Origin of the sequence: Sphingobacteruim zhuxiongii, from assembly GCF_009557615.1 — a bacterium.
Taxonomy (GTDB): domain Bacteria; phylum Bacteroidota; class Bacteroidia; order Sphingobacteriales; family Sphingobacteriaceae; genus Sphingobacterium; species Sphingobacterium zhuxiongii.
Genome location: NZ_CP045652.1, coordinates 3,071,580 through 3,097,061, shown reverse-complemented (window position 1 = coordinate 3,097,061; position 25,482 = coordinate 3,071,580). Strand labels below are relative to the sequence as shown.

Below are 25,482 nucleotides of genomic sequence, written 5' to 3'. Positions count from 1 at the left end.
GGGTACGATTATTCCTTATAAATATCTTTAATTAATTCTTCATTTTTCTGAAGGATAACCTTGCGTTTTAGGCTTAACTTAGGTGTTAGCTCGCCGTTGTCAATGGTCCATTCCTTATCGAGAAGTTTGAATTTCTTCACTTGTTCCCAATGTCCAAAGTTAGCCATTGCCTGTGAAATAATTTGCTCATATTTTGTTAAAACTTCCCCCTGCTTAATTGCTTCTTGCTTCGAGCTGAATGGGATGCCTTTATGTTTACAATATTTTTCCAATTCCTCGAAAGCAGGGACTATCAATGCAGCAGGGAAACGCTGATTCTCACCGATGACCATTACTTGTGCGATTAAAGTGGATTCCATTAATTTATTTTCAAGTACTTGCGGGGCAACATATTTACCACCAGCAGTTTTGAACATTTCCTTTTTACGATCGGTGATGCGTAAGAAGCCATCAGGTGTCAATTCGCCGATATCTCCAGTATGGAAATATCCAGCCTCATCGAATGCTTCTTTTGTAGCCTCATCATTTTTATAGTAGCCTTTGGTAATACTTGGCCCTTTGACCATAATTTCGCCGTCTTGCGCAATTTTCACATCCAAATTCTTTAAGACACGCCCAACCGTTCCAAATTTCACATCTTCGTCTTTCCAAGAGTTCACAGCAATTACTGGGGATGTTTCAGTGAGTCCATAGCCCTCTAGAACCTTAATTCCTGCTGCCCAAAAGACACGTGCTAAACGCTCTTGAAGGGCGGCACCTCCTGATATGATCGTTTTGATATTACCTCCTAGGGCTTCTTGCCATTTAGAGAATATGAGTTTTCTTGCTATTCCTAATTGAAAGTTATACCAAGCAGAGTTCTTCAGCGGCTCTTGATATTTGAGTCCAAGATCTAATGCCCAGAAGAATAGTGATTTTTTAATACCTGTTAAGTCTTTGCCTTTAGCAACCACTTTATCATAAACCTTCTCTAGTACACGTGGAACAGTTGTAAATAAATCAGGTTTAACATCATTGATATCGGCAACGATATTATCGAGATTTTCAGCATAATAGATCTGTACACCACGTGAGAAATACATGTATACAACCATACGTTCGAATATATGACAAAGCGGTAAGAAGCTTAACGCCTTCTTGTAGTCATCGGTGATCAAATGATTACAGGCTTGAACATTGCTCAGTAAATTTTCATGCGACAGGAAGACGCCTTTAGGTTTTCCGGTTGTTCCTGAAGTGTAGATCAACGTTAGTAAGTCATCGGCGTCTACAGCATCATTATAGGGTTGTAAATCAATTTCCTGTGATTTCCCTAATTCTGCGACTTCGAGAAATAATTTACGTCCCTCTAATTTGTCAAAAGTATAGGTCTCAATGTCGATATTATTCTCTTTCATCGCCATATCAGCCTTATCCGCAAGATCTTCGTTACTTACAAATAGCATCTTAACTTCCGCATCGTTGATGATGTAGACTAAATCTTGACTAGAGAGCGTTGGATATAGAGGTACAGTTGCAACACCAAGTTGATTACAAGCAAAATCGACAAAATTCCATTCAGGACGGTTTCCCGACATGATAGCGATACGATCTCCTTTCTTAATTCCTCGAGCTAGTAATCCTTTACTCAGGTTATTTACGATATCAACAAAGTCTGCAGTAGAATATGTTTTCCAATTGTCGCCAGAACGTCCAGCAACCATGATGTCTTTTGCAAATTCTGTCTTATAGTTTATGATAATATCAAATAATCTTTTGAACTTATTCATACTTTATTCCCTTCGTTTAAATAACAGTTTATAATTTTCATAGCTTAGGTCTGACTAATATATTGTTTTTTTTAAATAAAAACTATGCTAGCAGAGTAATATTTGTGCTATGTATATCCGCATGATGTTTAAAATCAGTTGAATATCTTTTTTGTTTAAACATCTTTTTTAAAGATGTTGGTGATGTGTTTATAATTAACTCAAACCTAAATATATCTAACGTTATACCTTCGTTAGCTTCATTTCAAGTCTAAATTATTTCCTTAATGCAAGTTTAATAAGTTAGGAAAAAAATGGATATCTAGTTTAATATTTGTGATAAAACTACAGTGTTCTGTCATTCTCTGATTTTACTGCTGGTTTTTGAAGAGTTGTTGCATTCAATTAATAATGCTATCTATCGACTTAGGCAGCTATTCCTTTAAGATCGAGCCAAATTTCATGAGGAATTTGATTCAATAATTCAATTTATTCTAGGCGTTTTTGATTGAATATTGCCCTTTTATTATAAAGCCCGTCGCGTGACGGGTTGAGAAGCATTCCACTAATTTTAATGACTTAAAATGAGTGATTTATCAGATTAACCTGAGGATTTACTTAAAGCAGTATACCTAAACCCGGTTTTTTCCGTTTAAAAATAAATGCTACATTTGGGCGTTCAGATATTTTAAAAATTTATGAAGAAAACATTACAATTAACAATCATTCTAGTTTTGACCGTTTTTGCGGGACTTAATATGGCTCAAGCACAATTGCCAAGTACACACGCTATTGGTGCTCGTTTCGGGTCGGCTACGGGTGTGACGTATCGTTATAGCTTAAATCAGCAAAATGCCATAGAAGGTATTTTGAGTGTTCAAAGTAATTCTAAATACAGTAGATTCCGTTTGGTAGGATTATATGAATATCACATGCCAATTGCCAATGATTTCTCATGGTTTTGGGGTTTTGGGGGTAGTGTTGGCTCTTACGCTGGTAAAGCATACACGGACGATAAAGGAAACCGATATGATAAATATTCGGAACTTGCATTAAGTGTTGATGGTATAGCAGGGGTGGAATACAAAATCCCATCTGCTCCAATTGCACTCTCACTAGATATTAAACCTCACTTTGACTTTTTACAAAGTTCTGGATTCAAAATTTTTGACACCTTCGGCTTTTCCGTTAGGTACACATTCTAATAAAACGTTCATGATACATCGGGTATCACCAACAGCCATGAAAGTCACGGGCTCATAGTCCCAATAGGCATTTAGCCAAAACGGTATCTTAGTACCAATAAATATAAGACCTATGGCTGTCAGCGGATTACCCTTTATTCTTGACCGTGGTTGTGGACTGGATGTCCACAAAGACACAGTAGTTGCTACCATTAAAGGTAGTGATTTTGATACAGAGACAAAAACCTTCTTAACTTTTACGGATGACTTGTACAATTTAGTGGAATGGCTCCAGGCCCATTCCATTACACAGGTTGCCATGGAGAGCACTGGGGTTTACTGGCGACCGGTTTACGCGGTTCTGGAAGACTATTTTCACATCCTACTGGTCAATGCCCGGCATATCAAAAATGTTCCGGGACAGAAGACCGACAAGAAGGATAGCGAATGGATCACTAAACTGCTTCTTTCCGGTTTACTGAAGGGGAGCTTCATCCCACCACAACATATCCGGGAGCTCAGGGAACTTTTCCGACATAGACGTAAGCTTATCGCTATGCGGACCGCAGAAAAGAACCGGTTACAGAACATCCTTGAATCCGCCAACATCAAACTGAGGAGCGTAGTCAGCGACGTATTTGGGGTAAGCGCCATGGAAATGGTCCGGGCGATGGCCAAAGGTCAACTCGATCCTTTGCTATTGGCAAGCATGGCCAAGGGTTCGCTGGTCAAGAAACACGCAGAGCTACTTAAGGCACTTACTGGCAAGATCACGGATCATCACCGCTTCATGTTGAACCTAATACTGCAATCCATCGATCATATCAATCTACAAATAGCACAATCAGAGGCTCAGATGGAACAGTACGCAAGGATCATGCACAAGGAGCTGGAACTACTGGAATCTATCCCTGGAGTATCTTCCAGGGTGGCACTGGGAATCGTTTCAGAAATCGGTACGGACATGGCTCAATTTGCAACACATCAGAACCTTTCTTCATGGGCTGGGGTTTGCCCAGGCAACAATGAGAGTGCAGGAAAGAAGTACTCCTCGAAAATAACACGTGGAAACAAGTATCTCAAGACGACGCTCGTGGAGGCAGCATGGGTGGCCTCTAGATCCAAGGCAAATCCATTACTTGCGGTCAAGCATCATCAAATCGCTGCACGAAGAGGTCAGAAGAAGGCTACAATAGCCATCGCACATAAGATCTTGATTGCAGCATACCATGTCCTGAGGGACAATGAAGCCTATCAATTGCATCCACAGGATAAGAAAATACTTGAAAATAGACGACTTAAAAGAATTGACAGATTACAGAAACAATTGAGTACCCTTAAAAACACGTCTTACAAATAAAAGATCGACCTTTTTTTGGTGGTTAGACTCCCCGGAAATAAAACTGATATCAGACGTTAAGAACCAACAGTTGATGCCTTTAGAGCTCGTAGAAAAAATTATACTCTTGTTTTTATTAATCAAGTCATTTCATCATAAATAATCATACACAAGAAACAGAAACAAAATTATCCGGACAAAAAGAATAGACCCTTGAATAATCACTGGTCTAACATTTTATTGGATTACTAAAAAAAACAATAATAACTTTCAGAAAAAAAAAGGCTCGCACTAGCGGGCCTTTTTTTATTATCATAAGTTCTAAGGAATTTTAGTTCCTTTTATATTTCTCTTTGCTCGGACTCTAGTTCAATGATAACCAAATATCTCCTAGAGCTCGTTGCTCTACTGTTGCATTAGGATTGCGTTCAATATAATAAGATACACGATCGCTTGCTTTTAATACTACTTGTATTTCTCTTATTAATCCTTCTCTAGCGATCATTACATTCAATTCAGTCCCAACATGAGAATTACTGATGATTAAATCTAATTCACGCCCCTGTGGATCAATTCGAACCCCGTTGACCGCGACTATCTCATCATCTACGTTTAGGCCGGATTCCCAAGCCGTCGAATTTCTATCAACGTTTTTGATGGTTGTTCTACCATCATGATGGGTAACTTTGACTCCCAAACTTGCCGTTTGTGTCGTTTCATTCTGATCGATAAATTGGTACCCCACTAAATTGAAGTAGGCATTGTAATCAATTTCTTCACAGTTATAAACAGCATCGAAGACTGGGCTTAAATTAGTACCAGTAATATCTTCCGCGAGCTTTTTAAATTCCGCTTCTTCAATTCCGCGACCTTCAATTAGGTAGAATTGCTTATATGCGGCCTGTAGGACTTGGTCTAAGCGCTTTTCTCCATTGGTTTGGCTAATTATACTCAAGTCTAACATACAAGCTAGCATAGCGCCTTTATTGTAATAAGAGATACTTGAATTTTGTGAATTCTCGTCCGGGCGGTAATGTTTAATCCAAGTATCGAAGCTGGATAATCCAACGGATTGAACGAGGTGCCCAGGTTTGTTCAATACCATATTGAATTCACTTACTAATGCTTGTAAATAGTCGGTTTCATCTCGGAAGTTACATCTGCGCGTAATCAGATTATCATAATACGCTGTGAAGCCTTCGAATATCCATAATAAGCTTGTGTAATTCTCCTCCTCGTAATTGAATGGCCCCAAAGCTTTTGGACGTAGTCTTTTTACATGCCAAAGGTGGAAGTATTCATGAGCCACAAGGCTTAAGAAATTAGTGTAGCCGATTGAATTGCTGTATGCGTTTCTTCCTGATGCTAAAACGGTAGAATTTAAATGTTCTAAGCCCCCATGCCCACTCTGATAATTATGACTAATGAAGACATATCGGTCATTTGGATTAGATCCCCATAACTTCGTCTCTTCTTCTACAATTTTTTTTATGTCTTGCGAAAGCTGATCTTTATCATAGCTTCCAACACCGACCATTGCAAACTCATGAGGAATACCTGCGGCATCAAATGTCCACGTATCTTGATTGCCAATTTCAATTGGAGAATCAAATAGGATATCATAGTTTTCAGCATAAAAACTATTGGTACGGCCTTCAATCTCCGCCAATCCTGTAGAGATCTTCGTCCAGTATTTCGGCAGATCGATATGTACATTTACAGCGTGCTCTAAATATCCATCAACATACAAGAATGTTCCAGCAGGGCTTAAGAAAGCATGCGAATCATCAATGAAGTTTGTGCGAACAGATTTTTCGAAGCTATAGATGCGGTAATTAATCTTTAAATTGTTGCTTGGATTATCAATTCGCCACGTGTTTTTTGATACTTTGTAGATATTCAAATCCTCCGCATTGTCTGTCTTCGCAGATACTTGTTCAATATTCTTAGCGAATTCACGGATAAGATAGGATCCAGGAGTCCAAACAGGCATTTTCACATCTAAATAGGTATTCGCAAATCCTTGAATTTGCATTTCGACCTCTACGTAATGTGCCTGTGGCTCGATAAACGAGATTTGAAAATCGATACTGCGGTTCATACTTTTATCTTTTATGAGAAAAGGGAAGCTATTGAAGCATTCCCTTTATTTTTTAATTCTATTATAAACTTCGAAAGTGTAATCGTATTGGTGTTTTTCATCTTTGCTATGTGGCTCTGAAGAAATTAACTCCCAATCGTCGCTGGGTAGTACCGGAAAATATGCGTCCGCATCTTCGATTGTCGCATGTACTCTCGTTAACAGCACTTTTGAAGCTAACGGTAGTGCTTGTTGATATATTTGTGCACCACCAATAATGAACACTTCTTGTTCATCTCTACAATAAGAAAAGACGTCCTGAAGACTGTTTGCGACATCAACGTCTTCAGCTTCAAAAGTCGCTTGACGTGTAATAACTATATTTCGTCGTCCTGGTAACGGTTTGCCAATAGATTCAAAAGTCTTTCTTCCCATAACGATCGAATGATCCATGGTTTGACTTTTAAAATATTTAAAGTCATTTGGCAAGTGCCACAACATCTGGTTGTTCTTGCCGATTGCGTTATTCTCCGAAGCAGCTACGATCAATGTCAAAGTAGGGTAACTCATGTGTGTCTTAAAACTAATTATACAGCAACAGGTGCTTTAATATGTGGATGGAATTCGTAATCTACTAGTTCGAAATCTGAAAACTTGAAATCGAATATATTCTGCACGTCCGGATTTATTATCAATTTCGGTAGAGGTTTTGGATCTCTTGAAAGTTGCAATTCGGTTTGCTCGAAATGGTTGCTATAGATGTGTGCGTCTCCTAAAGTATGGATAAATTCCGCGGCTTCCATATCGCAAACTTGAGCGACCATCATTGTCAATAGGGCATAAGATGCAATATTGAATGGAACACCAAGGAAAATATCAGCACTACGTTGATATAATTGACAAGAAAGTTGAGGCTTATAAATTCCTTTTTCCGGTTGCGCAGGCGCTACATAAAACTGGAAGAAAGCATGACATGGAGGTAAAGCCATGTTTTCCACTTCCGCTACGTTCCATGCAGACACAATAATTCGACGTGAATCTGGGGTTTCTTTCAATTGTTTAATCACCTGGCTGATTTGATCGATATGCCCGCCATCTGGTTTTGGCCAAGAACGCCATTGTGATCCGTAAACTGGCCCCAAATTTCCGTCGGCATCGGCCCATTCGTCCCATATACTGACGCCATTTTCTTTCAAATACTGGATGTTGGTTTCACCTTTCAAAAACCATATTAATTCATGAATGATCGAGCGAAGGTGGAGTTTTTTCGTTGTAACGAGTGGAAAGCCGTCTTTCAAGTTGAAACGCATTTGATATCCGAAAACACTCTTCGTGCCGGTGCCAGTCCTATCGGTCTTTTCAACACCATGCTGATAAACATGCTCTAATAAATCCAAATACTGTCTCATAGGTTCGTTTCCTTTTTTATAATAGGTACGAAGATACCTTTTTTTAAATCATCAGAATATCAGATTTTTTCAACAACTCACATTTTGCGTCTTTTTGTGTATTTTTGCAAAATATCATGGGAAAAAAAGTTGCTTTCTACACATTGGGCTGTAAGCTGAATTTTTCAGAGACGTCTTCTATTGGTCGTGTTTTCAAAGATGCCGGCTATGAGACAACAGCGTTTAATAGTCAAGCGGATGTGTATGTTATTAATACATGTTCGGTAACCGATCATGCTGATCGAAAATGTAGAAAGGTTGTAAAAGAAGCATTAAAATACTCTCCGAACGCCTATATCACGATTGTTGGCTGTTATGCGCAACTCAAGCCAAAGGAGATCTCCGAAATTCCAGGTGTTGATATGGTACTTGGTGCGGCAGAAAAGTTCAATATCCTAGAGCATATCAATGATCTGACAAAGAATGAAAAAGCAGTTGTTCATAATGCGCCAATTGATGAAACTAATCAGTTTGTTTCTGCTTTCTCCATCGGAGATAGAACGAGGACTTTTTTAAAGGTTCAGGATGGCTGTGACTACTCTTGTACGTTCTGTACGATTCCTTTAGCGAGGGGGGCGAGTCGTTCTGGTAAGATTGAAGATATTGTTAAGCAAGCCGAGGAAATTGCTGCTTCAGGGGTGAAAGAAATTGTACTGACTGGGGTTAACATTGGTGATTTTGGAGTGCGTGATGGAAAACGTCAAGATAAATTTGTGGATCTGGTGAAAGCTTTAGATGAAGTTCAAGGTATTGACCGAATTCGTATCTCATCGATCGAACCTAATCTGTTGACAAATGAGATTATTGAATTTGTCGCGCAATCAAAGCGTTTTGTTCCTCATTTCCATATGCCATTGCAATCTGGTAATAATGCAGTATTAGCTAAAATGCGCCGTCGTTACAAACGCGAGCTTTATAGCGAGAGAGTCTCGAAGATAAAATCCTTGATGCCTGATTGTTGTATTGGTGTTGACGTCATTGTAGGTTTCCCAGGTGAAACTCGCGAAGATTTCATCGACACTTACAATTACCTGAACGACATGGATATTTCTTATTTGCATGTTTTTACGTATTCAGAACGGGAGAATACTATTGCAGCACAAATGGAAGGGGCAGTTCCAGGAGCTCAACGTAGCGATCGTAGTAAAATGTTGCATATACTTTCCGAGAAGAAACGTCGTGCATTTTATGAATCGCAATTAGGTAAAACTGATTTGGTGCTATTTGAAGGAGATGAAAAGGATGGATACATGCACGCATTTTCGAGAAATTATGTAAAAGTTCGTACAGCCTATGATCCATTACTTGTTAATGAGGTCGTGCCTGTCAAATTTATTAGTTTAGCTGAAAACGGTGATGTTGACATCGAAGAAATTCCGGAAGTATTAGTGCATTAAAGATAATTAAGACATAAAAAAAGGAGCGATCATTGATCGCTCCTTTTTTTATGTCTAGTTTGACGCTATTGCTGATTTCTTCTTCGGAAAGATGCAAACTCCTTATGTAATCTTAAAAGTTTATAAGTTGAGCTTAGCAATTCATTTGTTTCCAACAGAATTGAGAAATACAGCCTGCTATTCTTTGGGCTACTTTCTGAAGTACGAATTCTATCGATTTGTTTGTCTAGTAGAAGGTTGATATATTCTTGTATGCCTTCTCTTTCTTCAATTAGTGAATCCATTTTACTGAAGTCTTGACGCTTGTAGGCCATATTAATTTTGGAAAACCATGCCCCCAATTGTTCCACAACGTACTTTAAATCTTTGGCTTGGCTAATTCGCAACGGTTTGTGATTGTTGTCAACATGATCTAATGCATTTGAATTAATCACAGCTAAGTTTTCAATCATATCTTGCAGATAGCCTAGAGAAATAATATAATAACGACTGCCTTTAACAGATGTATCATCAAGACTCCGAATAAAGTTGTACATCGAGTTATTCGTTGAATTGAGGTCATTCATTAATCTTTTCACCAGCTTCTTGTTATGACTTAAGGATTCCAAATCTTCTTTAATCAATGAGTCAATGGCATCTTTATAGAATATGTTAGCTTTGGAAAAGGTTTCGGAAATCTGGTTTGCACTCGTTTCCATCACTTGTTGCAAAGAAATAATATCCGATTTCTCTAAATTAAGCTCCTGCAACGCTTTGGCTTTTATCTTTCGGTCATGACTCTTTGCGTTACGATATAAGAGAAGCGCTAAGACCACTAAAGCAATTACTAAAGTGACGATTCCACCAACTTTAAGAAAATATGCGAAGACAAATGCACCCGCAAATGCACATCCGGCCGTTACGAACCAACCACCAATAACGTGGAACACTCCTGAGACACGATATACAGCGCTCTCCCGGCCCCAAGCACGGTCGGCGAAGGCTGAACCCATAGCGACCATGAAAGTCACGTAGGTAGTCGATAATGGCAGTTTCATTGAAGTTCCTAATGCGATTAAGCTGCTCGCGACCATTAAGTTAACAGAAGCACGAATCATATCGAACATCGGCTCATCTTTGCTCTTCGCTTTTTTCTGCGCGACAGCAATCATTGGGTTCTCAAACTTTTTATCCAGATTCGATTGTAAAGTTTTGGGCATCACATAGCTCAGTACAGAACCTACGCGAATAAATCCTCTTACTATCGTTCTTGAAAGGAAATTAGGCTCGAACTTCTCATTACCGTCACTTTGATTGGAAAGGCTCATTTCCGTCTCAATAACCGTTTTTGCTTTTTTTGATGTCCAGAGGGTTATAACCATAACTATACCTGCGCATAACAGTATCCATAATGGCGCAACGATATTTGAATTAGCGAGGGCATCCATAGTAAAGGTATCTGGATTCGCACCCGGGCTGTTTTGAAATATTTCGATCGATTGAATAGCAGCTACTGGAACACCAATAAAGTTTACTAAATCATTTCCTGCAAAGGAAAGTGCTAATGCAAATGTTCCAATTCCAATAATTACTTTTAATATATTAATCTCTAAGCGGGTGATGATAAAACTGATTATCGTACAGACGATAAAACTTCCCGCGAGCAATAGCAATTCGTTATTTTTAATCCAAAGCTTAATATCGTCGCCTAGAAAAGTCACTTCTTTTAAGCCTTTGATCAAGATGAAATACGTTATGGCTGCCATCGCTATTCCGCCAAAAAATACACCTACGGTCTTTAGTTTTTTCTCAAATTGGAAAGTAAATAACACGCGAGAGATGTATTGCACTAACATCCCGATGGAAAATGAAATGACGACGGATAATAATATACTGTAAACAATTTCTGATGCTTTCTCCGTATTGATGTAATCGGGAAGGCTCGCCCATGAACCGTCAGTCATTACAATTTTAAAAATTGCAAGACTAATCGCCGCACCAAGCAGTTCAAAAACAATGGATACGGTCGTTGAAGTAGGTAAACCAAAATAATTAAAGATATCTAGCAAAATGATATCGGTAATCATGACGGCTAGGAATATGGCCATGACATCATCGAATGTAAACTTACTCGGGACATAAATGCCACTTCGTGCTATTTCCATCATTCCGCTCGAAAATATGGATCCAAATAGAATTCCTAGACTAGCGATTATCATTATCGTTTTAAAAGGGATTGCTTTTGAGCCAATAGCGGAGTTTAGGAAATTTACTGCGTCATTACTTACGCCGACCATTAGGTCTATAATTGCTAGAACAGCAAGCGTGATAAGAACAAGGTATAGGTAGTTTTCCATATTACACGTTCAATTGTTATTTGTTTGGTAGAATTAAAGGGTTTGTAGATCTAAAGAAATACAGCACTTTTATTTAAAAGACTAATTCGTTGTTTTTTGTTTGATGATATTCTTCCAGACGATGATAAGCAGAATAAATGCGACACCCAACCATTTTAGCCAAGATACCGGCTCATGAAGGATCAGGTAGGACATACAAACGGCTACAGGGAGTTCAACAGCGCTTAATACAGCTCCGAGTGAATAACCAACGCTTGGTAAGCCATAAGCAAATAATAGGGGAGGTATAACGGTGCCGAAGAACGCGAGTAATAGGCCGTAAGGGAGGATTCCAAGGAATACCTCACTGTTAAGCAAGGTGAAAGGTTGTAAAGTGATTGCTATTAAGATAAAAGCACCCGTAATCATGAGTGCACTTTTTTGAATTGGAGGGTAATCTGTTCCCACACGACCGTTCACAATCATGAAAATTGAATACGCTGTCGCAGCTAATAGTCCGAAAATAATCCCAGGTACAGAAAAGGAGGATAATGGTTCTTCTAGGAGTCCAGTTGCAAGTATGGTTCCTCCTAATATTCCAACAATGCCGATAATCTGTCCAATAGAAGGCTTCACCTTAAAAAAGATGAATTCTATCAACTGACCAATCCAGATATACTGCATGAGTAGGACGATAGCAAGAGAAGCCGGCACTAATTGTACGGATTTGTAATAGAGTATGCTAACTGTTCCTGTACTGATTCCAGAAAGGATAATTTTCCACTTCGGGGATATAGAAGGATATTTTTGTTGAGATTTAGATCGGGATGCGAAAATCCATATGATCCATAAAAAGAGGGCTCCTAGAAAGGCTTGGATTCCTGTTACTTCGCCTAGCGAATAACCTTGTTCATAGGCTTTTTTTACAAATGTAGAGAGGATTCCAAAGCTTGCAGCGCCTAAGAATACTGCAATTGCTCCCTTTGACTTATTCATAGTGTGCAAAGTACGGCAATATTGAAGTAACATTTTCCACATTTGACAGTATATGACAATTATAATACTTTTTGTAAGCAATCTGCCAAGGTGCTCTTTTGTTAAAGAAAAAGCATTTTTTCCACGAAAACCTTACTAATCAATCATTATAGCCTATATTGTGTGCTGCGTAGAATTATTAAATCACATCTGTTGAAAAAATCCAATTGGAAAGAATGTTGATTTTGAGATACTTTGAATAAAATGTTTTTGCTATGAGACTGACCTTTGCTGTACTTTTTTTTCTAATTGGAACCTTGTTGTTAACATCATGTGGCGCTCGTAAAAAATCTGCTAATGGTCCATTGGTTGCTGGAAGCCGCCCGAATAAGAATGCGCCAATAAGTGATGCAAGTGATTCTCGAGGTATGGAGTTTTCGAAGGATAAGCTAGCGAACTATGCCACACTGCTGGGCGTGAAAGAGCGAGAACTGGATAATAAAAGTTTGTATTATGTGATTGATGAGTGGATGGGTACACCGCACCGAATGGGAGGGCTTGATAAACGAGGCGTCGATTGTTCTGGATTTGTCGGTATGTTGTATCGTAAGGCTTATGGTAAAGATTTACCAAGAACATCGCGAGACATGGCTGATGTAATCAATCGTAAATACGATAAGCAGCTAAAAGAAGGAGATTTGGTGTTCTTTTCGTTTGGTGGTCGAAATATAGATCATGTTGGAATTTATTTGCACAACGATAAGTTTGTCCACGTTTCCACGCGCAAAGGCGTTATTATTTCTAATCTCAAAGATGCTTGGTACGCTAAGTATTTTACGCGTTGTGGTACTCCAAAAATCTAATTTAAGGTTGGCCTTGCTTCACCGACAAGTAATGGAATTCTCATATTAGAAATAAAGGTCGCTTTAGTCCCTACAAATCTTTACTTTTGTCCAAAATTTAAAGATTTATCATGCAAGATAGAACGAAACGAATATTTATTGCACTTTGTATCATTGTTCCATTCCTGATTTATTGCGTCTATTACTACGCAGGAATGATTAAGAATGCTCCCTACCGTTTTTCTGACTTTGAATCTATTGAGTTAGTATATGGTTATCCAGATTCTATGTTGAATCAGTATGATTCTAAAACACATCATTATCAATATTTGACGAAACAAGGAGAGCTTATCAAGGATACATTGAAACTACGTGATGACGATTTGTTGTACTTGCATAGAAAAGCAATGGAGCTAGGTTATTGGAATGTTGCAGACGACATGACAACGCCAGCCGATCAAAGAACTACGAAAGCTAAAGTTCCTCGTTATAAATTAACATTCAATTATAAAGAGAAATCTAAATCGGTCACTTTGGATGCTGATTATGAAGGCGTGCAGAAAATGAAAGATGCTGCTAAAACCACAATAGATGAGGTTTTAAATATGCTTGCAACAGCAAAAGCAAGATAGTCAGCGCTAGATTTATTATTTAATTTTCTCTTAACTATAAATTTACAACATAGCGATACCTTTGGATTAAGTAATTTGTTTCAATAAATTGTTTGGTGATTTAAAGGTTATTAGGTAAACAAAAAAGAGGTCGACCCCCCAATCGGCCTCTTTTCTTTTTTGTAGCTAGCAAGCTATTTTTGTTCTCTTTAATTACAATTCCCAATTCTTATCTTGGCCTATTCAAATGAAAAACAGGCTTTGTTGTATTTCAACAAATTCAACATCTATTTCTTAAATTAAAACACTAACTTGTTATAAAAATTAAATTATGGAAACAAAAATCTCTTCAAAATTCATTGCTGAACTGATTGGGACTTTCGGTTTAGTCTTATTCGGATGTGGTGCTGCGGCAGTTGCTGGTGGCGATACGCTAGCCCAAACATCTGGATTAGGTTTGTTAGGTATATCGCTCGCCTTCGGATTCTCCGTGGTTGTGTTTGCCTATGCTATTGGCGGAATATCTGGCTGTCATATTAATCCTGCGGTCACTATTGGTGTGCTAATCGCCGGACGTATTTCAGTAAAGGATGCGGTAGTCTATATCGTTGCGCAATTGATTGGTGCCGTTATAGCTGCTTTTGTTTTAAAGACCATACTTAGTGGGCAGCTTGCGGGTTTTACGTCTGGGGAATGGGCTTTCGGCTCGAACGGTTGGGGTAAAGGTTATCAGAATGAATACAATGTTACTTCGGCATTTATTACCGAGACTGTAATGACTGCGGTTTTCTTATTTGTGATTCTTGCAACGACTTCTAAAGTAGGAAATGGGACGATGGCAGGCCTTGCTATCGGTTTTACGCTTGTGTTAATTCATCTTGTGGCAATTCCTATTACCGGGACTTCTGTAAATCCTGCGCGTAGTTTTGGACCAGCGCTTTTTGCGGGAGGACAGGCCTTATCTCAATTATGGTTGTTCTTTGCTGCACCTATCTTAGGCGCGATTATCGGAGCCATATTATGGAAAGTAACGTATAGTGAGTCTTCAGCTGCATAGGCTGCTGTATCAATAAAATATTTGTCAGAAGTCTCCCTAGCGAGGCTTCTTTTTTTTGGTGTTAAACCATGCTGAATCATATTGTTCTTACCCTCAAAAATGATTATCTTCGCACATGGATAATTTTATTGTTTCTGCACGTAAATACAGACCGGTTACTTTTGATTCGGTTGTCGGTCAGCAACACATAACTGGAACACTGAAAAATGCTATTCGCAATAATCAATTAGCGCAAGCATTCTTATTCTGTGGACCACGTGGTGTCGGTAAAACGACCTGCGCACGTATCCTAGCAAAGACAATAAACTGTGAGCATATCACTGAAACCAATGAAGCTTGTGGTGAATGTGATAGCTGTAAGTCTTTTCAAAACGGTAATTCCTTTAGTATTCATGAGCTTGATGCAGCGTCCAATAACTCTGTCGATGATATCCGTTCATTAATTGATCAGGTTCGTATTCCTCCGCAAACTGGTAAATATAAAATCTATATCATAGATGAGGTTCATATGCTCTCTCAGCAAGCATTTAATGCATTTCTGAAGACCTTAGAAGAACCACCTTCTTATGCAATATTTATTCTAGCAACAACAGAAAAGCATAAGATTCTACCTACTATACTTTCGCGATGTCAAATTTTTGATTTCAATAGAATTAAGGTAGAAGATATGGCTAGTCATTTAGCTTCTATAGCGAATAAAGAGGGGATTAGTTTTGAAGCTGATGGTTTGCATGTTATTGCACAAAAAGCTGATGGGGGGCTTCGTGATGCCTTATCAATGTTCGATCAAATCGTCAGTTTCTCGAATAAGCAATTAACCTACAAAGCGGTAATTGATAATCTTAACATATTAGATTATGACTATTACTTTCAGCTATTGGATGCTATTCAAAAACAAGATGCGGCAAACGCTTTACTTATCTTTGATAGCATACTAAATAAAGGTTTTGATGGAGGACATTTTATATCTGGCCTTTCAGGGCATGTTCGCAATCTCTTAGTGAGCAAAGATCCGTCTACATTGAAACTGTTGGAAGTTAGCGAGAATGTTAAGAAGCGTTATCTAGAACAGTCACAACAGCTTTCTAGCGGACTATTGTTATCGGCCTTGAACATAGCGAATCAATGTGAGGTGAATTACCGAACTAGTAAGAATCAACGTTTGCAAGTCGAGCTTGCCTTACTAAAGATGTGCCATATAGCGAGTGCGATAGCCTTAGCTCAAAATGGGATACCAGCGCAAGCTGAATTAAAAAAAAAACTCCCTGAGTCAGGGATAATAGAACCGCATAAAACGACGAATACTCCTCCGGCTGTTGCGCAGTTTACAAATCCTGTTGCCAAGCAAATGGATACGACTCATCCCGGTGGAACGAGTTCTAATGCTCCACAAGCAAATCCAGCAGCTTCCAATACAAATACACCAGCAAGTACTTCATCGGCTCCTACGGCTCCGGAAACGAGTAAGCCTGCCTTTAAAGCTTGGGGTAGTTTTAAGACTGCGAATTCTCTGCCTAATTTGAATACTATATTCGATGAAAAGAAAGGTGGCGATTCGGATGAACCAGCGCTTGTTGAGGGATCGGAATACCTCGAGGTAACACAGAACGTGTTTTTATCTAAATGGAATTTCTTTGCAGAAAAACTTAAAGCAGATAATAAAATTACTTTGTTTACCATCATGACTGCAAGTACCCCAACCTTAAATGGGGTGAAGATCGAGGTTGAAGTAGAAAACGCAGTTCAATCGGAACAGCTAAAGTTAGGGAAAATAGATATCCTTAACTATTTACGTGTTGAGCTACGCAACTTCTCTTTAGATCTCCATGTCGTTATGGTTGAGAAAACCAAAGATCGCAAACCATATACCGCGCAAGAGAAATATCAAGCAATGGTTGCTAAGAACCCAATGTTAGAAGAATTGAGAAAAACCTTTGATTTAGGACTTAGTTAACCGATATCTTTTCTACTTTTGTACTTTCCTGACTTTATAGCAATTAAGTCGGGATACTATATTTAAAAAAATCAGCAAATGCAACAATTTCAACGTAGGGATAGACCTGAAAAAAGAGAAATTAATCAGATGGTATTCGGTACTCGTGCCGTGATGGAGGCTATCGAAAGTGGTAGAGAAATCGAATCATTGTTTGTACAGAGAGGTTTGTCAGGAACGCTATTTGCTGAATTCAAAGCGCTTATTAAAGAACACAATATAGCTTATCAACAAGTTCCTATTGAAAAATTAAACCGCATTACCCGTAAGAACCATCAAGGAATTATTGCAGTTATTTCACCAATCATATATCAAAATGTAGAAGATCTACTTCCTTCGATTTACGAAAAAGGGGAGACTCCTTTGTTTTTGATGTTAGATGGGGTTACTGATGTTCGTAATATGGGAGCTATTGCTCGTACTGCTGAATGTGCAGGTGTGCATGCTATTATCGTTCCTAAGAAAGGATCAGCAGAGATTAATCCTGATGCGATAAAGACTTCTGCAGGTGCTTTGTTTAAAATACCTGTTTGTCGTCATGATTCGCTTAGCAAGACAGCTAAATTCTTAATCGAATCAGGAATCCAACTTGTTGTTAGTACAGAAAAAACGAAAGAGTCGATTTATGATGTAGATTATACTGTGCCTTCTTGTATTATTATGGGGGCTGAAGATGTTGGTGTATCAGATGATTTAATTCGTATTTCAGATAAATTAGCGAAGATTCCAATGTTTGGAGAGATTGGTTCATTAAACGTTTCTGTATCAGCAGCTGTCGTGATCTACGAAGCTATTCGACAACGTAATATATCCTAATTTGGTTCAGCGCTTTAGAAGATCAATCAATCGGCAATACAGGGTTTACCGCTATGTTATGTATAAGGAGACCTTGGTTGATGTGCGTGAGCACTTTTGGTCCTTTATTGGCGCATTTGTAGGTATTGGCATTATTGCGTATTTACAATCGTTGCAACTTCCAAACTTAGAAAATCTATTTCTAATCGGTTCCTTTGGTGCCTCGGCTGTCTTGGTCTATGGCGCCATTCAAAGTCCTTTAGCGCAACCTCGAAATCTTATTGGTGGACATGTTGTATCGGCCTTAGTCGGTGTGACTGTAGGGAAGCTCTTGCCGGATGTTATTTGGCTAACCGCACCAATAGCAGTCGCCTCTTCAATTGTGTTTATGCAGATTACCAAAACTTTGCATCCGCCAGGCGGAGCAACTGCGCTTATTGCGGTGAGTTCGGGTACAAAGATATCAAGTATGGGGTATATGTATGTGCTTTCTCCTGTATTTACGGGGGCTTTGATTCTTTTCGTCGTGGCGCTGTTATTTAATAATATTACCAAGAAGAGGCATTATCCGATAAAGGCTTCGAGACTTCGCAAATCGCGTCGAAGCGAACTCAAGAGACGCTTTAAGCCGACACGATGAAGTCAATGTGTTTAGGTAAAGAATTAACCGTAAAATCTTATTTTAAAATCGCTAGTCAATAGGCTGAGACTTATTTAGGCATTAGCGAATGATAGAATCTCATATTAGTGCTAAGCTGAAAAATAACTATATAATAAAAAAGCTATTCCTAAGAATAGCTTTTTTATATTTCTAGATATCGCAATCAACGCTGAGTCTTCAGTTTTTTTAAAGATAGAGTTGAAATGCAAATATATCATCAAAGCATAAAAAAGGCCGTTCCGAAGAACAGCCTTTTTTATTAATATCTACTTTTAGATTCTTTGCGTTTTCCAGAGAAGTCGCGGAAACCACCTCCGCCGTTCGATCTACCACGATCTCTTCTGTCTCCACCGCGTCCTCCGCCAGAGTTTCTGTCAGAAGATCTGCCTGAGCGGCCACGGCCGTTTGAAGATCCTCTATCAGATCTACCTTCACCAGATACTTCAATACGTACACCTCTACCATTGTAATTAACGCCTTCAAAACCTTGGAATACTTTATTGACTTCAGCGTCTTCCACTTCAAAGAAAGTGAATACACCTTTAAGGTCAATTTTACCAATTGATTTTCCAGAGATTTTACTGTTGTTACAAATAAAGCCTAGCATCTCACCGCGGGTGAACTCGTCTACCGAACCTAAGTTGATAAACAAACGAGTAAATCCTTTAGATGAACGACGTCCGCCTTCTCTATCTCCATCACGATCTCCTCTAGAAGATTCACGTGCTTCGATATTCAAATCTGGTGCTTCTTTGTAATAATTTAAGAATCTATTAAATTCTAAGGAAGCAAATCTTTTCACTACTTCTTCTTTAGTTAAGTCTTGAAGACTTTCTAAGATTTGAGGAAGGAATGTGTTGATTTGTTCTTCATGTACTTCTACATTGTGTACTTTGTCTACTAAGGCAAACAATTGTTTCTCACAAACTTCGGTTCCTTGTGGAACTTGTTTACGTTCGAAAGATTTACCAATGATTTTCTCAATATGACGAATTTTGCTCATCTCTTTCACATTGATTAATGAAATTGAGATACCTGTTTTACCAGCGCGAGCTGTACGACCTGAACGGTGCGTATAGTTTTCTACTTCGTCAGGAAGAGAATAGTTAATTACGTGCGTAACATCATTCACGTCAATACCACGTGCAGCAACGTCAGTAGCAATTAATAATTGCAAGTTGCGCTCACGATAGCGTTTCATTACCTTATCACGTTGTTGTTGTGAAAGGTCTCCGTGTAAAGAGTCAGCGTTGTAACCGTCTTTAATTAATGCTTCAGCAATCTCTTGTGTTTCAATCTTTGTACGACAGAATACAATACCAAAGATCTCTGGATAAAAATCTACGATACGTTTGAAAGCAGCGTATTTATCTTTTGCTTTAATTAAAAAGTATTGGTGTTCGATGTTTTCATTACCAGTATTCTTCGTGCCTACAGTCAACTCGAACGGGTCGGTCATGTATTTTTGAGCAATACGACGAACCTCACGAGGCATAGTCGCTGAGAATAACCATGTTTTCTTATCAGATGGAGTTTCTGATAAAATATTATTGATGTCTTCTTGGAAACCCATGTTCAACATCTCATCAGCCTCGTCTAATACAACATACTTCACTTTCGAGAAGTCAATCGCATTACGACCGATGATATCAAGCATACGACCAGGTGTTGCTACGACGATCTGTACTCCACGACGGATCTGACGTAATTGGTCGCCAATGTTAGCACCACCGTAAACGGCAACTACATTAACATTGTCTAAATTTTTGGCATACTTTTCTAGGTCTTTTGCGATTTGCAAACATAGCTCACGCGTCGGACAAAGTACCAATGCTTGAGGGTGATTGAAAGAAAAGTCTAGTTGTTCTAATAGAGGAAGACCAAATGCCGCAGTCTTTCCAGTACCTGTTTGGGCTAATCCGACAAAATCGTCGTTACCAGTCAGTAACACAGGAATGGCTTTTTCCTGGATGGGAGAAGGTTTTTCGAAACCTAACTCAGTGATGGCATTAACAATCTCATGACGGATCCCCAGTTCTAAAAATGGGTTCATGAAATAAAATATACAATAGGCACAATTGCCTAAGGCGGTGCAAAGATAGAAATAATATTTAGTATTTCCTATATGTCAATGATTTATGAAAATAAATTATTGATTTGTAGTGGAATATCTATTGTTTGTAGATGTAGAAAGGATGGATAAAATAGAGGTGTCAATACTCAGTGCTACATTTTTGCCTGCTAAAAACATAGTTTAAAGTCATTTAAACTATGTTTTTCACAAAATAGAGAACTGTCGATAGGGGTTAATATTATGAAAAATGACGGAAGTCAATAAAATAATATTTGGCGTAAATTAATATATATAAAATAAGATTTCAATAGATGTTGTCTTGAACGAATGATTGTCAATCTATTGGTCTTAACTTCGATGATAATTTAATGATTGTAGCCACAAGCTGATAATTTGTTAATGATTTGGATAAATCTTTAATTTTTTTGTAGGTTTGAGCGTTAATTATTTTATCTAAATTTATGTGGTATAAAAAATCAATTGCGAAGTTAATTTCCGAAGCAGAACAGAGTGGCGAAGGAACATTAAAAAGAACATTGTCCAGCACGGGATTGATTGCCTTAGGTATCGGCGCAATTATCGGAGCGGGACTTTTTTCTTTAACAGGTATCGCTGCCGCCGATCATGCTGGACCAGCTGTTATGCTCTCTTTTATCATTGCAGCAGTCGGATGTGCATTTGCAGGTCTTTGTTACGCCGAGTTCGCGTCCATGATTCCCGTTGCAGGGAGTGCATATACCTATTCTTATGCAACTATGGGGGAGTTTATGGCTTGGATTATCGGGTGGGACTTAGTGCTTGAATACGCGCTTGCAGCCGCAACAGTAGCGGTAAGTTGGTCTCAATATTTCAATCAACTCCTCTTAATGATGGGGCTACATATTCCGCCAGAACTTCTAACAGGTCCATTCGAAGGCGGTATGATTAATCTCCCAGCAATAATTATTGTTTGTTTATTGTCGCTTCTATTAATGCGTGGAACGCAAGAATCATCTGCGGTTAATAATATATTAGTCATTTTAAAAGTTGGCGTAGTTGTATTATTTATTGCACTAGGCTGGCAGTTTATCGATCCTGCTAATCATACACCATTTATTCCTACAAACGAAGGGGAGGAGATGGTGAAACAAGGAACTATGGGTTTCTGGGATTTTTGGAATTCCGATTACCGTGGTCACTATGGTTGGACTGGTATTCTTCAAGCAGCGGGTGTTGTATTCTTTGCTTTTATCGGATTTGATGCGGTAAGTACAGCAGCACAGGAAGCTAAAAACCCGAAGAGAGATATGCCAATTGGTATTATTGGATCGTTAATCATTTGTACAATCCTTTACGTATTGTTCTCTTACGTAATGACGGGCTTAGCTCCATATACTGCCTTCAGTGGTGATGCAAAACCAGTAGCTACGGCATTTGAAAAAACAGGTTATCACTTCTTAAATACGGCTATGATTGTGACGATTATCGCTGGTTACACTTCGGTTATTCTAGTGATGTTGTTGGGTCAAAGTCGTGTATTTTACTCGATGAGTAAAGATGGTTTATTACCGAAGTTCTTTTCTGATCTATCTAAACGTCAGACCCCTTGGAAAACTAACCTCATCTTCATGGTGTTCGTAAGTATCTTTGCAGGATTTGTACCCGTTTCGGATTTAGGACATATGGTTAGTATCGGCACCTTGTTTGCATTTACTTTAGTTTGTATCGGTATTTTGGTATTGAGAAAAACTAATCCAGAAATCGAACGTCCATTTAAGACACCTTTGGTTCCATTGGTTCCTATATTAGGTATTTTGGTGTGTGTGTTGATGATGGCTGCTTTACCGATTGAAAGTTGGGAGCGATTGGCTATCTGGATGGCGATTGGCGTAGCATTCTATTTTGCTTACGGATATAAAAATTCTGTATTGCGTAAAGAAAAGGAACGAGCTAACGGCGGAAACATAGAATAATCAAATTATTCTAATAGAAATATTACTTAAAAAGGCTGTATTGACGAACGTTAATACAGCCTTTTTTTATGTAAGATTTGGATGGATAAAGCCGACGATAGGATATCTTATTTTATCTATATAGAATCTATGTTAGATTATTCTAGCTCGAATATGGGACAATTCTCTTGTTATTCAATTCCAATTTATACCCGATTGCAACCGACTTTGAAACGGGTTTGAAAGGGATGTGAAAGGGAAGTGAAAGGGAAGTAGACCCTCGCAATTCTTGATTTATTCAATTTTTAAGAATGAGAAATTAGTCTTAATTTCAATCAATAAGATAAACGCAATGGAAGATAATGAATTGAAAGAAGGAGACTTCGTATTGGTTATTGGAGGTACGCATAAGGGGAAGTCTGGATTCCTTTCTGAATGAAATCTAAGTAAAACCGGGCATTGGACGATAACGGTAACTCAGACTAATAATGTGCGCTTTAAGGCCTTAGCCAAGAATGTCGAACTGAAGCGATCTACGGAATAACCGATTGGCATTGAATGGTTCTTCTGGTAATCAAAATGAATATCCTTAGCGCAAGTGCGGGGCATAGGAAGTTACAATAATAATTGTTGCAGTTTTTGTGCTGTAGATTACAAGGAAAAAAAGAAGGGACTATCTAATCGATAGCCCCTTGCTTTTATTATAGTAGTTTTAGTAATTTCTAGTAAAGAGTGAACTCTACACGTCTGTTTTGTTGACGTCCTTCTGCAGTTTTGTTCGTAGCGATAGGTTGGTTAGGACCGTAACCTGTAGCCTCGATGCGAGAAGCGTTTGCACCTTTTGAAACCAAGTATGCTTTTACTGATTCAGCACGTTCTTTTGATAAACGTAAGTTCGTTTGCATTGAACCAGTGTTATCTGTGTGACCTGCTAATTTTAAGCTAAAGTTTTTCTCGATTAATAAAGCTGCTACTCTGTTTAAAGATTCATAAGAAGTAGAACGGATAGTTGCTTTACCTAAATCGAACTCTAGATTTTTAATCGCTTCATCTACTACTTTTCTGTCTTCTTCGGTAACAACGATTTTCTCAACAACTTTAGTTTCGTGTTTTGCTTCTGGTAATGGACATCCAGCACCATCAACTTTTACTCCTGAAGGTGTATTAGGACACTTATCGAACTTGTTAGCAACACCGTCACCATCGTCATCCTTTAGATCACTGCTAATACCTGCGATTTCAGATTTTAATGCTTCATTTGACGCAACTAATGCATCACGTTCAGCTTTTAATTCATCATATTTCTTCACTAATGTACCAACCGGGTTACTGTTACCTAAGTATGGTTTGCTACCATCACCTAATGCAATTTCTAAACCAGCGTGTGCGTAAGAGAATAAGTCGTTTTTGTATTGACCACCAGAAACACCATCAAATTTTTGGTTAGCCCAGTTTAATTGGTAACCTAAATCGATATTGATTCCTTTCGCTACCGCGAATTTGAAACCTGCGTCAATTGGAACATATAATTTTGTTTGAGAATCAGCAGTAGAAGCTGTTCCGTCAACTGTTGTTGTTGTTTCGAAGTTTAATGCACCAAGACCGATGGAAGCATAAGGCTTAATAATGCTGTTGAAAAATCTCCAGTTTGTATTCGCTAATGTGAATTCACCAGATAAAGCAGCAGACCAAGGCATTTTTGTTTCAAATGCAGAAACAGTACCAGCTGCAGCATTTTCATTCGTGCCAGATACTTTACCACCTAAGTATTGTGCCTTAAGGCCAAAAGATGGAGAGATTTGTTTTTTAATGTAGGCGCTGTATCCTACGTTGTGGTCAAGTTTATCAAATCCAGCTCTGTTAAATCCAAAGATGTTTGATTGGTTAAGTAAACCTGCGTTTACACCAATAGACCAAGTTCTGTATTCCGATGAAGGACCTAACAACGTTGTACCGTCTACTGTAGTTGTGTTTTGTTGCGCAAAAGCAGTCGAGGAAATAAGCCCTGCAATAGCAAATAGGCTAGCTTTTTTAATATAGTTTGTTTTCATGTTACTAAATTTTACACTTGCTAATGGCTAGGCAAAATTGTTGCCAAAACTCTCGCCTTGGCAACAAATGCTGTAAAATTTGTAGCGCTCTTGTAGCTGAACTAGCCGTTTGTAGGGATAACGCGAGCGAAGAATGTCGGTATTTTAATGTCAAACGCAAGTTTCTTAATTACGTTTGGCTCAGTTAGTTGGCGGAAAACACTCTTGCGACTCTTGGTCAACAAAAGCACGTCAATCTGTTCGTCAATTAAAACAGAAGTTACAGCCTGTGCCACACTTTCTTTTTGACGCATAAATAATGACTGAGGCTTAATAATGTAGGTAATATCGGATATACCTAATTCATTTTCTATACGATTAATCCAAGTTTTGAAATCTGAATCGATATCCTTTATCTCCCTGTCCTTTGCATTAACATGAATTAATACCAATTCAAAATCCTTTTGGAATAATGGTAAGGCCTGACTTAAGCAAGTAAGTTCGGCGTCTTTAAAATTACAAAGCAATGCGATACGATCTTTCTTTAGTTCGGTAGATTCTAAAGGAATTGCAAGTAGCGGTGTTTTGGTGTTTAATATCGTATCGTAAGTATTACTGCCGATAAAGATTGCTTCCAGTCCAGAAGAACCTTTTGTTCCCATAACAACAGCATCATACTCGTTCGCATTTGTGATTTTCTTAATCTCGTCATAAAGATTACCATCACTGAACAGCGTATTCACTTCAATATTGGGGTATTTTTTACTGATTTCAGCGACTAAGTTCTTCATATCACGCTCTGCCATTGGCACACGAGGGTCTTTCAATGAAGGGTCGTTTTGCGCGTTGATATAAATATTGGAGTGATCCGAAAATATATGTGCCAAGTCCAAAGACTGACCAGCTTGTTGGGCAATTTGGCAAGCATACTCCACAGCGACTGCTGAATATTCAGAAAAGTCTATAGGTACTAATAATTTGCTCATGATATCAATATGTAGT

The 25,482-nt window shown here is 38.5% G+C and carries 20 protein-coding genes; 11 read left to right on the top strand and 9 right to left on the bottom strand.

Going from position 1 to position 25,482, the window contains the following annotated elements; genetic code table 11:
* Positions 1-8 precede the first annotated feature (8 nt).
* Positions 9-1,769 carry an AMP-dependent synthetase/ligase gene (locus GFH32_RS13075; protein ID WP_153512021.1) on the bottom strand — a complete coding sequence of 587 codons (1,761 nt, stop codon included), beginning with the start codon at positions 1,767-1,769 and terminating at the stop codon, positions 9-11.
* Positions 1,770-2,446: 677 nt separating this feature from the next.
* On the opposite strand from GFH32_RS13075, the gene GFH32_RS13070 reads away from it, so the two are divergent.
* Both GFH32_RS13070 and GFH32_RS13065 read left to right on the top strand, forming a co-directional pair.
* A complete protein-coding gene (locus GFH32_RS13070) occupies positions 2,447-2,953 on the top strand; it encodes an outer membrane beta-barrel protein (RefSeq protein ID WP_153512020.1) in 507 nt (168 codons plus the stop codon).
* A 112-nt stretch (positions 2,954-3,065) separates the two neighbouring features.
* The gene (locus tag GFH32_RS13065; protein WP_153509794.1) at positions 3,066-4,292 is read left to right on the top strand and encodes an IS110 family RNA-guided transposase; all 1,227 of its coding nucleotides are present in this window, start codon (positions 3,066-3,068) and stop codon (positions 4,290-4,292) included.
* A gap of 343 nt (positions 4,293-4,635) precedes the next feature.
* Here GFH32_RS13065 and GFH32_RS13060 read toward each other — a convergent pair whose 3' ends face one another.
* Genes GFH32_RS13060 through GFH32_RS13050 form a run of 3 tightly spaced genes read right to left on the bottom strand, consistent with a single transcriptional unit; the run spans position 4,636 to position 7,760 of the window.
* The gene (locus GFH32_RS13060) at positions 4,636-6,372 is read right to left on the bottom strand and encodes a M61 family metallopeptidase (protein WP_153512019.1); all 1,737 of its coding nucleotides are present in this window, start codon (positions 6,370-6,372) and stop codon (positions 4,636-4,638) included.
* Between the two features lie 45 nt (positions 6,373-6,417).
* A complete protein-coding gene (locus tag GFH32_RS13055; RefSeq protein WP_153512018.1) occupies positions 6,418-6,921 on the bottom strand; it encodes a dihydrofolate reductase in 504 nt (167 codons plus the stop codon).
* Between the two features lie 17 nt (positions 6,922-6,938).
* Positions 6,939-7,760 (bottom strand): thymidylate synthase, encoded by an 822-nt coding sequence (locus tag GFH32_RS13050; RefSeq protein WP_153512017.1) that lies wholly within the window; start codon positions 7,758-7,760, stop codon positions 6,939-6,941.
* A gap of 116 nt (positions 7,761-7,876) precedes the next feature.
* On the opposite strand from GFH32_RS13050, the gene mtaB reads away from it, so the two are divergent.
* On the top strand, positions 7,877-9,196 hold the full coding sequence (mtaB, locus tag GFH32_RS13045; RefSeq protein ID WP_153512016.1) for a tRNA (N(6)-L-threonylcarbamoyladenosine(37)-C(2))-methylthiotransferase MtaB: 1,320 nt from the start codon (positions 7,877-7,879) through the stop codon (positions 9,194-9,196).
* A gap of 65 nt (positions 9,197-9,261) precedes the next feature.
* Here the strand turns inward: mtaB and GFH32_RS13040 are convergent, their stop codons facing one another.
* Together GFH32_RS13040 and GFH32_RS13035 are read right to left on the bottom strand one after the other, a co-directional pair.
* Positions 9,262-11,532 (bottom strand): inorganic phosphate transporter, encoded by a 2,271-nt coding sequence (locus GFH32_RS13040; RefSeq protein WP_153512015.1) that lies wholly within the window; start codon positions 11,530-11,532, stop codon positions 9,262-9,264.
* Between the two features lie 81 nt (positions 11,533-11,613).
* Positions 11,614-12,507 (bottom strand): EamA family transporter, encoded by an 894-nt coding sequence (locus tag GFH32_RS13035; protein ID WP_153512014.1) that lies wholly within the window; start codon positions 12,505-12,507, stop codon positions 11,614-11,616.
* Between the two features lie 254 nt (positions 12,508-12,761).
* On the opposite strand from GFH32_RS13035, the gene GFH32_RS13030 reads away from it, so the two are divergent.
* The 6 genes from GFH32_RS13030 to GFH32_RS13005 all read left to right on the top strand — a co-directional run bounded on the left by GFH32_RS13030 (position 12,762) and on the right by GFH32_RS13005 (position 18,424).
* Positions 12,762-13,349 (top strand): C40 family peptidase, encoded by a 588-nt coding sequence (locus GFH32_RS13030; protein ID WP_153512013.1) that lies wholly within the window; start codon positions 12,762-12,764, stop codon positions 13,347-13,349.
* A gap of 110 nt (positions 13,350-13,459) precedes the next feature.
* Positions 13,460-13,960, top strand: coding sequence for a hypothetical protein (locus tag GFH32_RS13025; protein ID WP_228384134.1), 501 nt, complete (start codon positions 13,460-13,462; stop codon positions 13,958-13,960).
* Between the two features lie 310 nt (positions 13,961-14,270).
* Positions 14,271-14,996 (top strand): MIP family channel protein, encoded by a 726-nt coding sequence (locus tag GFH32_RS13020; RefSeq protein WP_153512012.1) that lies wholly within the window; start codon positions 14,271-14,273, stop codon positions 14,994-14,996.
* Between the two features lie 115 nt (positions 14,997-15,111).
* On the top strand, positions 15,112-16,950 hold the full coding sequence (locus GFH32_RS13015) for a DNA polymerase III subunit gamma/tau (protein ID WP_153512011.1): 1,839 nt from the start codon (positions 15,112-15,114) through the stop codon (positions 16,948-16,950).
* 78 nt (positions 16,951-17,028) lie between these two features.
* The gene (rlmB, locus tag GFH32_RS13010; RefSeq protein WP_153512010.1) at positions 17,029-17,805 is read left to right on the top strand and encodes a 23S rRNA (guanosine(2251)-2'-O)-methyltransferase RlmB; all 777 of its coding nucleotides are present in this window, start codon (positions 17,029-17,031) and stop codon (positions 17,803-17,805) included.
* A 58-nt stretch (positions 17,806-17,863) separates the two neighbouring features.
* Positions 17,864-18,424 carry an HPP family protein gene (locus GFH32_RS13005; RefSeq protein WP_153512009.1) on the top strand — a complete coding sequence of 187 codons (561 nt, stop codon included), beginning with the start codon at positions 17,864-17,866 and terminating at the stop codon, positions 18,422-18,424.
* A 280-nt stretch (positions 18,425-18,704) separates the two neighbouring features.
* Here GFH32_RS13005 and GFH32_RS13000 read toward each other — a convergent pair whose 3' ends face one another.
* Positions 18,705-20,498, bottom strand: a complete 1,794-nt coding sequence (locus GFH32_RS13000; protein ID WP_153512008.1) for a DEAD/DEAH box helicase — start codon at positions 20,496-20,498, stop codon at positions 18,705-18,707.
* A 482-nt stretch (positions 20,499-20,980) separates the two neighbouring features.
* Here GFH32_RS13000 and GFH32_RS12995 point away from each other — a divergent pair, with 482 nt between their 5' ends.
* Both GFH32_RS12995 and GFH32_RS18450 read left to right on the top strand, forming a co-directional pair.
* Positions 20,981-22,471: an amino acid permease gene (locus GFH32_RS12995; protein WP_153512007.1), complete on the top strand. Its 1,491-nt coding sequence runs from the start codon at positions 20,981-20,983 to the stop codon at positions 22,469-22,471.
* Positions 22,472-22,739: 268 nt separating this feature from the next.
* Positions 22,740-22,889, top strand: a complete 150-nt coding sequence (locus GFH32_RS18450; protein ID WP_202111300.1) for a hypothetical protein — start codon at positions 22,740-22,742, stop codon at positions 22,887-22,889.
* A gap of 283 nt (positions 22,890-23,172) precedes the next feature.
* On the opposite strand, the gene GFH32_RS12985 is transcribed toward GFH32_RS18450, so the two are convergent.
* Together GFH32_RS12985 and GFH32_RS12980 are read right to left on the bottom strand one after the other, a co-directional pair.
* Positions 23,173-24,501 (bottom strand): OmpA family protein, encoded by a 1,329-nt coding sequence (locus GFH32_RS12985; protein ID WP_153512006.1) that lies wholly within the window; start codon positions 24,499-24,501, stop codon positions 23,173-23,175.
* A gap of 101 nt (positions 24,502-24,602) precedes the next feature.
* A complete protein-coding gene (locus GFH32_RS12980; RefSeq protein ID WP_153512005.1) occupies positions 24,603-25,466 on the bottom strand; it encodes a universal stress protein in 864 nt (287 codons plus the stop codon).
* Between the last annotated feature and the right edge of the window lie 16 nt (positions 25,467-25,482).

Bases quoted from the DNA above. Each gene is read 5' to 3' on its own strand.
- GFH32_RS13060 (WP_153512019.1), bottom strand. From the start codon at position 6,372: ATGAACCGCAGTATCGATTTTCAAATCTCGTTTATCGAGCCACAGGCA.
- GFH32_RS12980 (WP_153512005.1), bottom strand. From the start codon at position 25,466: ATGAGCAAATTATTAGTACCTATAGACTTTTCTGAATATTCAGCAGTC.
- GFH32_RS13050 (WP_153512017.1), bottom strand. From the start codon at position 7,760: ATGAGACAGTATTTGGATTTATTAGAGCATGTTTATCAGCATGGTGTT.
- GFH32_RS13055 (WP_153512018.1), bottom strand. From the start codon at position 6,921: ATGAGTTACCCTACTTTGACATTGATCGTAGCTGCTTCGGAGAATAAC.
- GFH32_RS13000 (WP_153512008.1), bottom strand. From the start codon at position 20,498: ATGAACCCATTTTTAGAACTGGGGATCCGTCATGAGATTGTTAATGCC.
- GFH32_RS13025 (WP_228384134.1), top strand. From the start codon at position 13,460: ATGCAAGATAGAACGAAACGAATATTTATTGCACTTTGTATCATTGTT.
- GFH32_RS13075 (WP_153512021.1), bottom strand. From the start codon at position 1,769: ATGAATAAGTTCAAAAGATTATTTGATATTATCATAAACTATAAGACA.
- GFH32_RS13015 (WP_153512011.1), top strand. From the start codon at position 15,112: ATGGATAATTTTATTGTTTCTGCACGTAAATACAGACCGGTTACTTTT.
- GFH32_RS13030 (WP_153512013.1), top strand. From the start codon at position 12,762: ATGAGACTGACCTTTGCTGTACTTTTTTTTCTAATTGGAACCTTGTTG.
- GFH32_RS13065 (WP_153509794.1), top strand. From the start codon at position 3,066: ATGGCTGTCAGCGGATTACCCTTTATTCTTGACCGTGGTTGTGGACTG.
- GFH32_RS12985 (WP_153512006.1), bottom strand. From the start codon at position 24,501: ATGAAAACAAACTATATTAAAAAAGCTAGCCTATTTGCTATTGCAGGG.
- GFH32_RS13035 (WP_153512014.1), bottom strand. From the start codon at position 12,507: ATGAATAAGTCAAAGGGAGCAATTGCAGTATTCTTAGGCGCTGCAAGC.
- GFH32_RS12995 (WP_153512007.1), top strand. From the start codon at position 20,981: ATGTGGTATAAAAAATCAATTGCGAAGTTAATTTCCGAAGCAGAACAG.
- GFH32_RS13020 (WP_153512012.1), top strand. From the start codon at position 14,271: ATGGAAACAAAAATCTCTTCAAAATTCATTGCTGAACTGATTGGGACT.
- mtaB (WP_153512016.1), top strand. From the start codon at position 7,877: ATGGGAAAAAAAGTTGCTTTCTACACATTGGGCTGTAAGCTGAATTTT.
- GFH32_RS13070 (WP_153512020.1), top strand. From the start codon at position 2,447: ATGAAGAAAACATTACAATTAACAATCATTCTAGTTTTGACCGTTTTT.
- GFH32_RS13005 (WP_153512009.1), top strand. From the start codon at position 17,864: ATGTATAAGGAGACCTTGGTTGATGTGCGTGAGCACTTTTGGTCCTTT.
- GFH32_RS13040 (WP_153512015.1), bottom strand. From the start codon at position 11,532: ATGGAAAACTACCTATACCTTGTTCTTATCACGCTTGCTGTTCTAGCA.
- rlmB (WP_153512010.1), top strand. From the start codon at position 17,029: ATGCAACAATTTCAACGTAGGGATAGACCTGAAAAAAGAGAAATTAAT.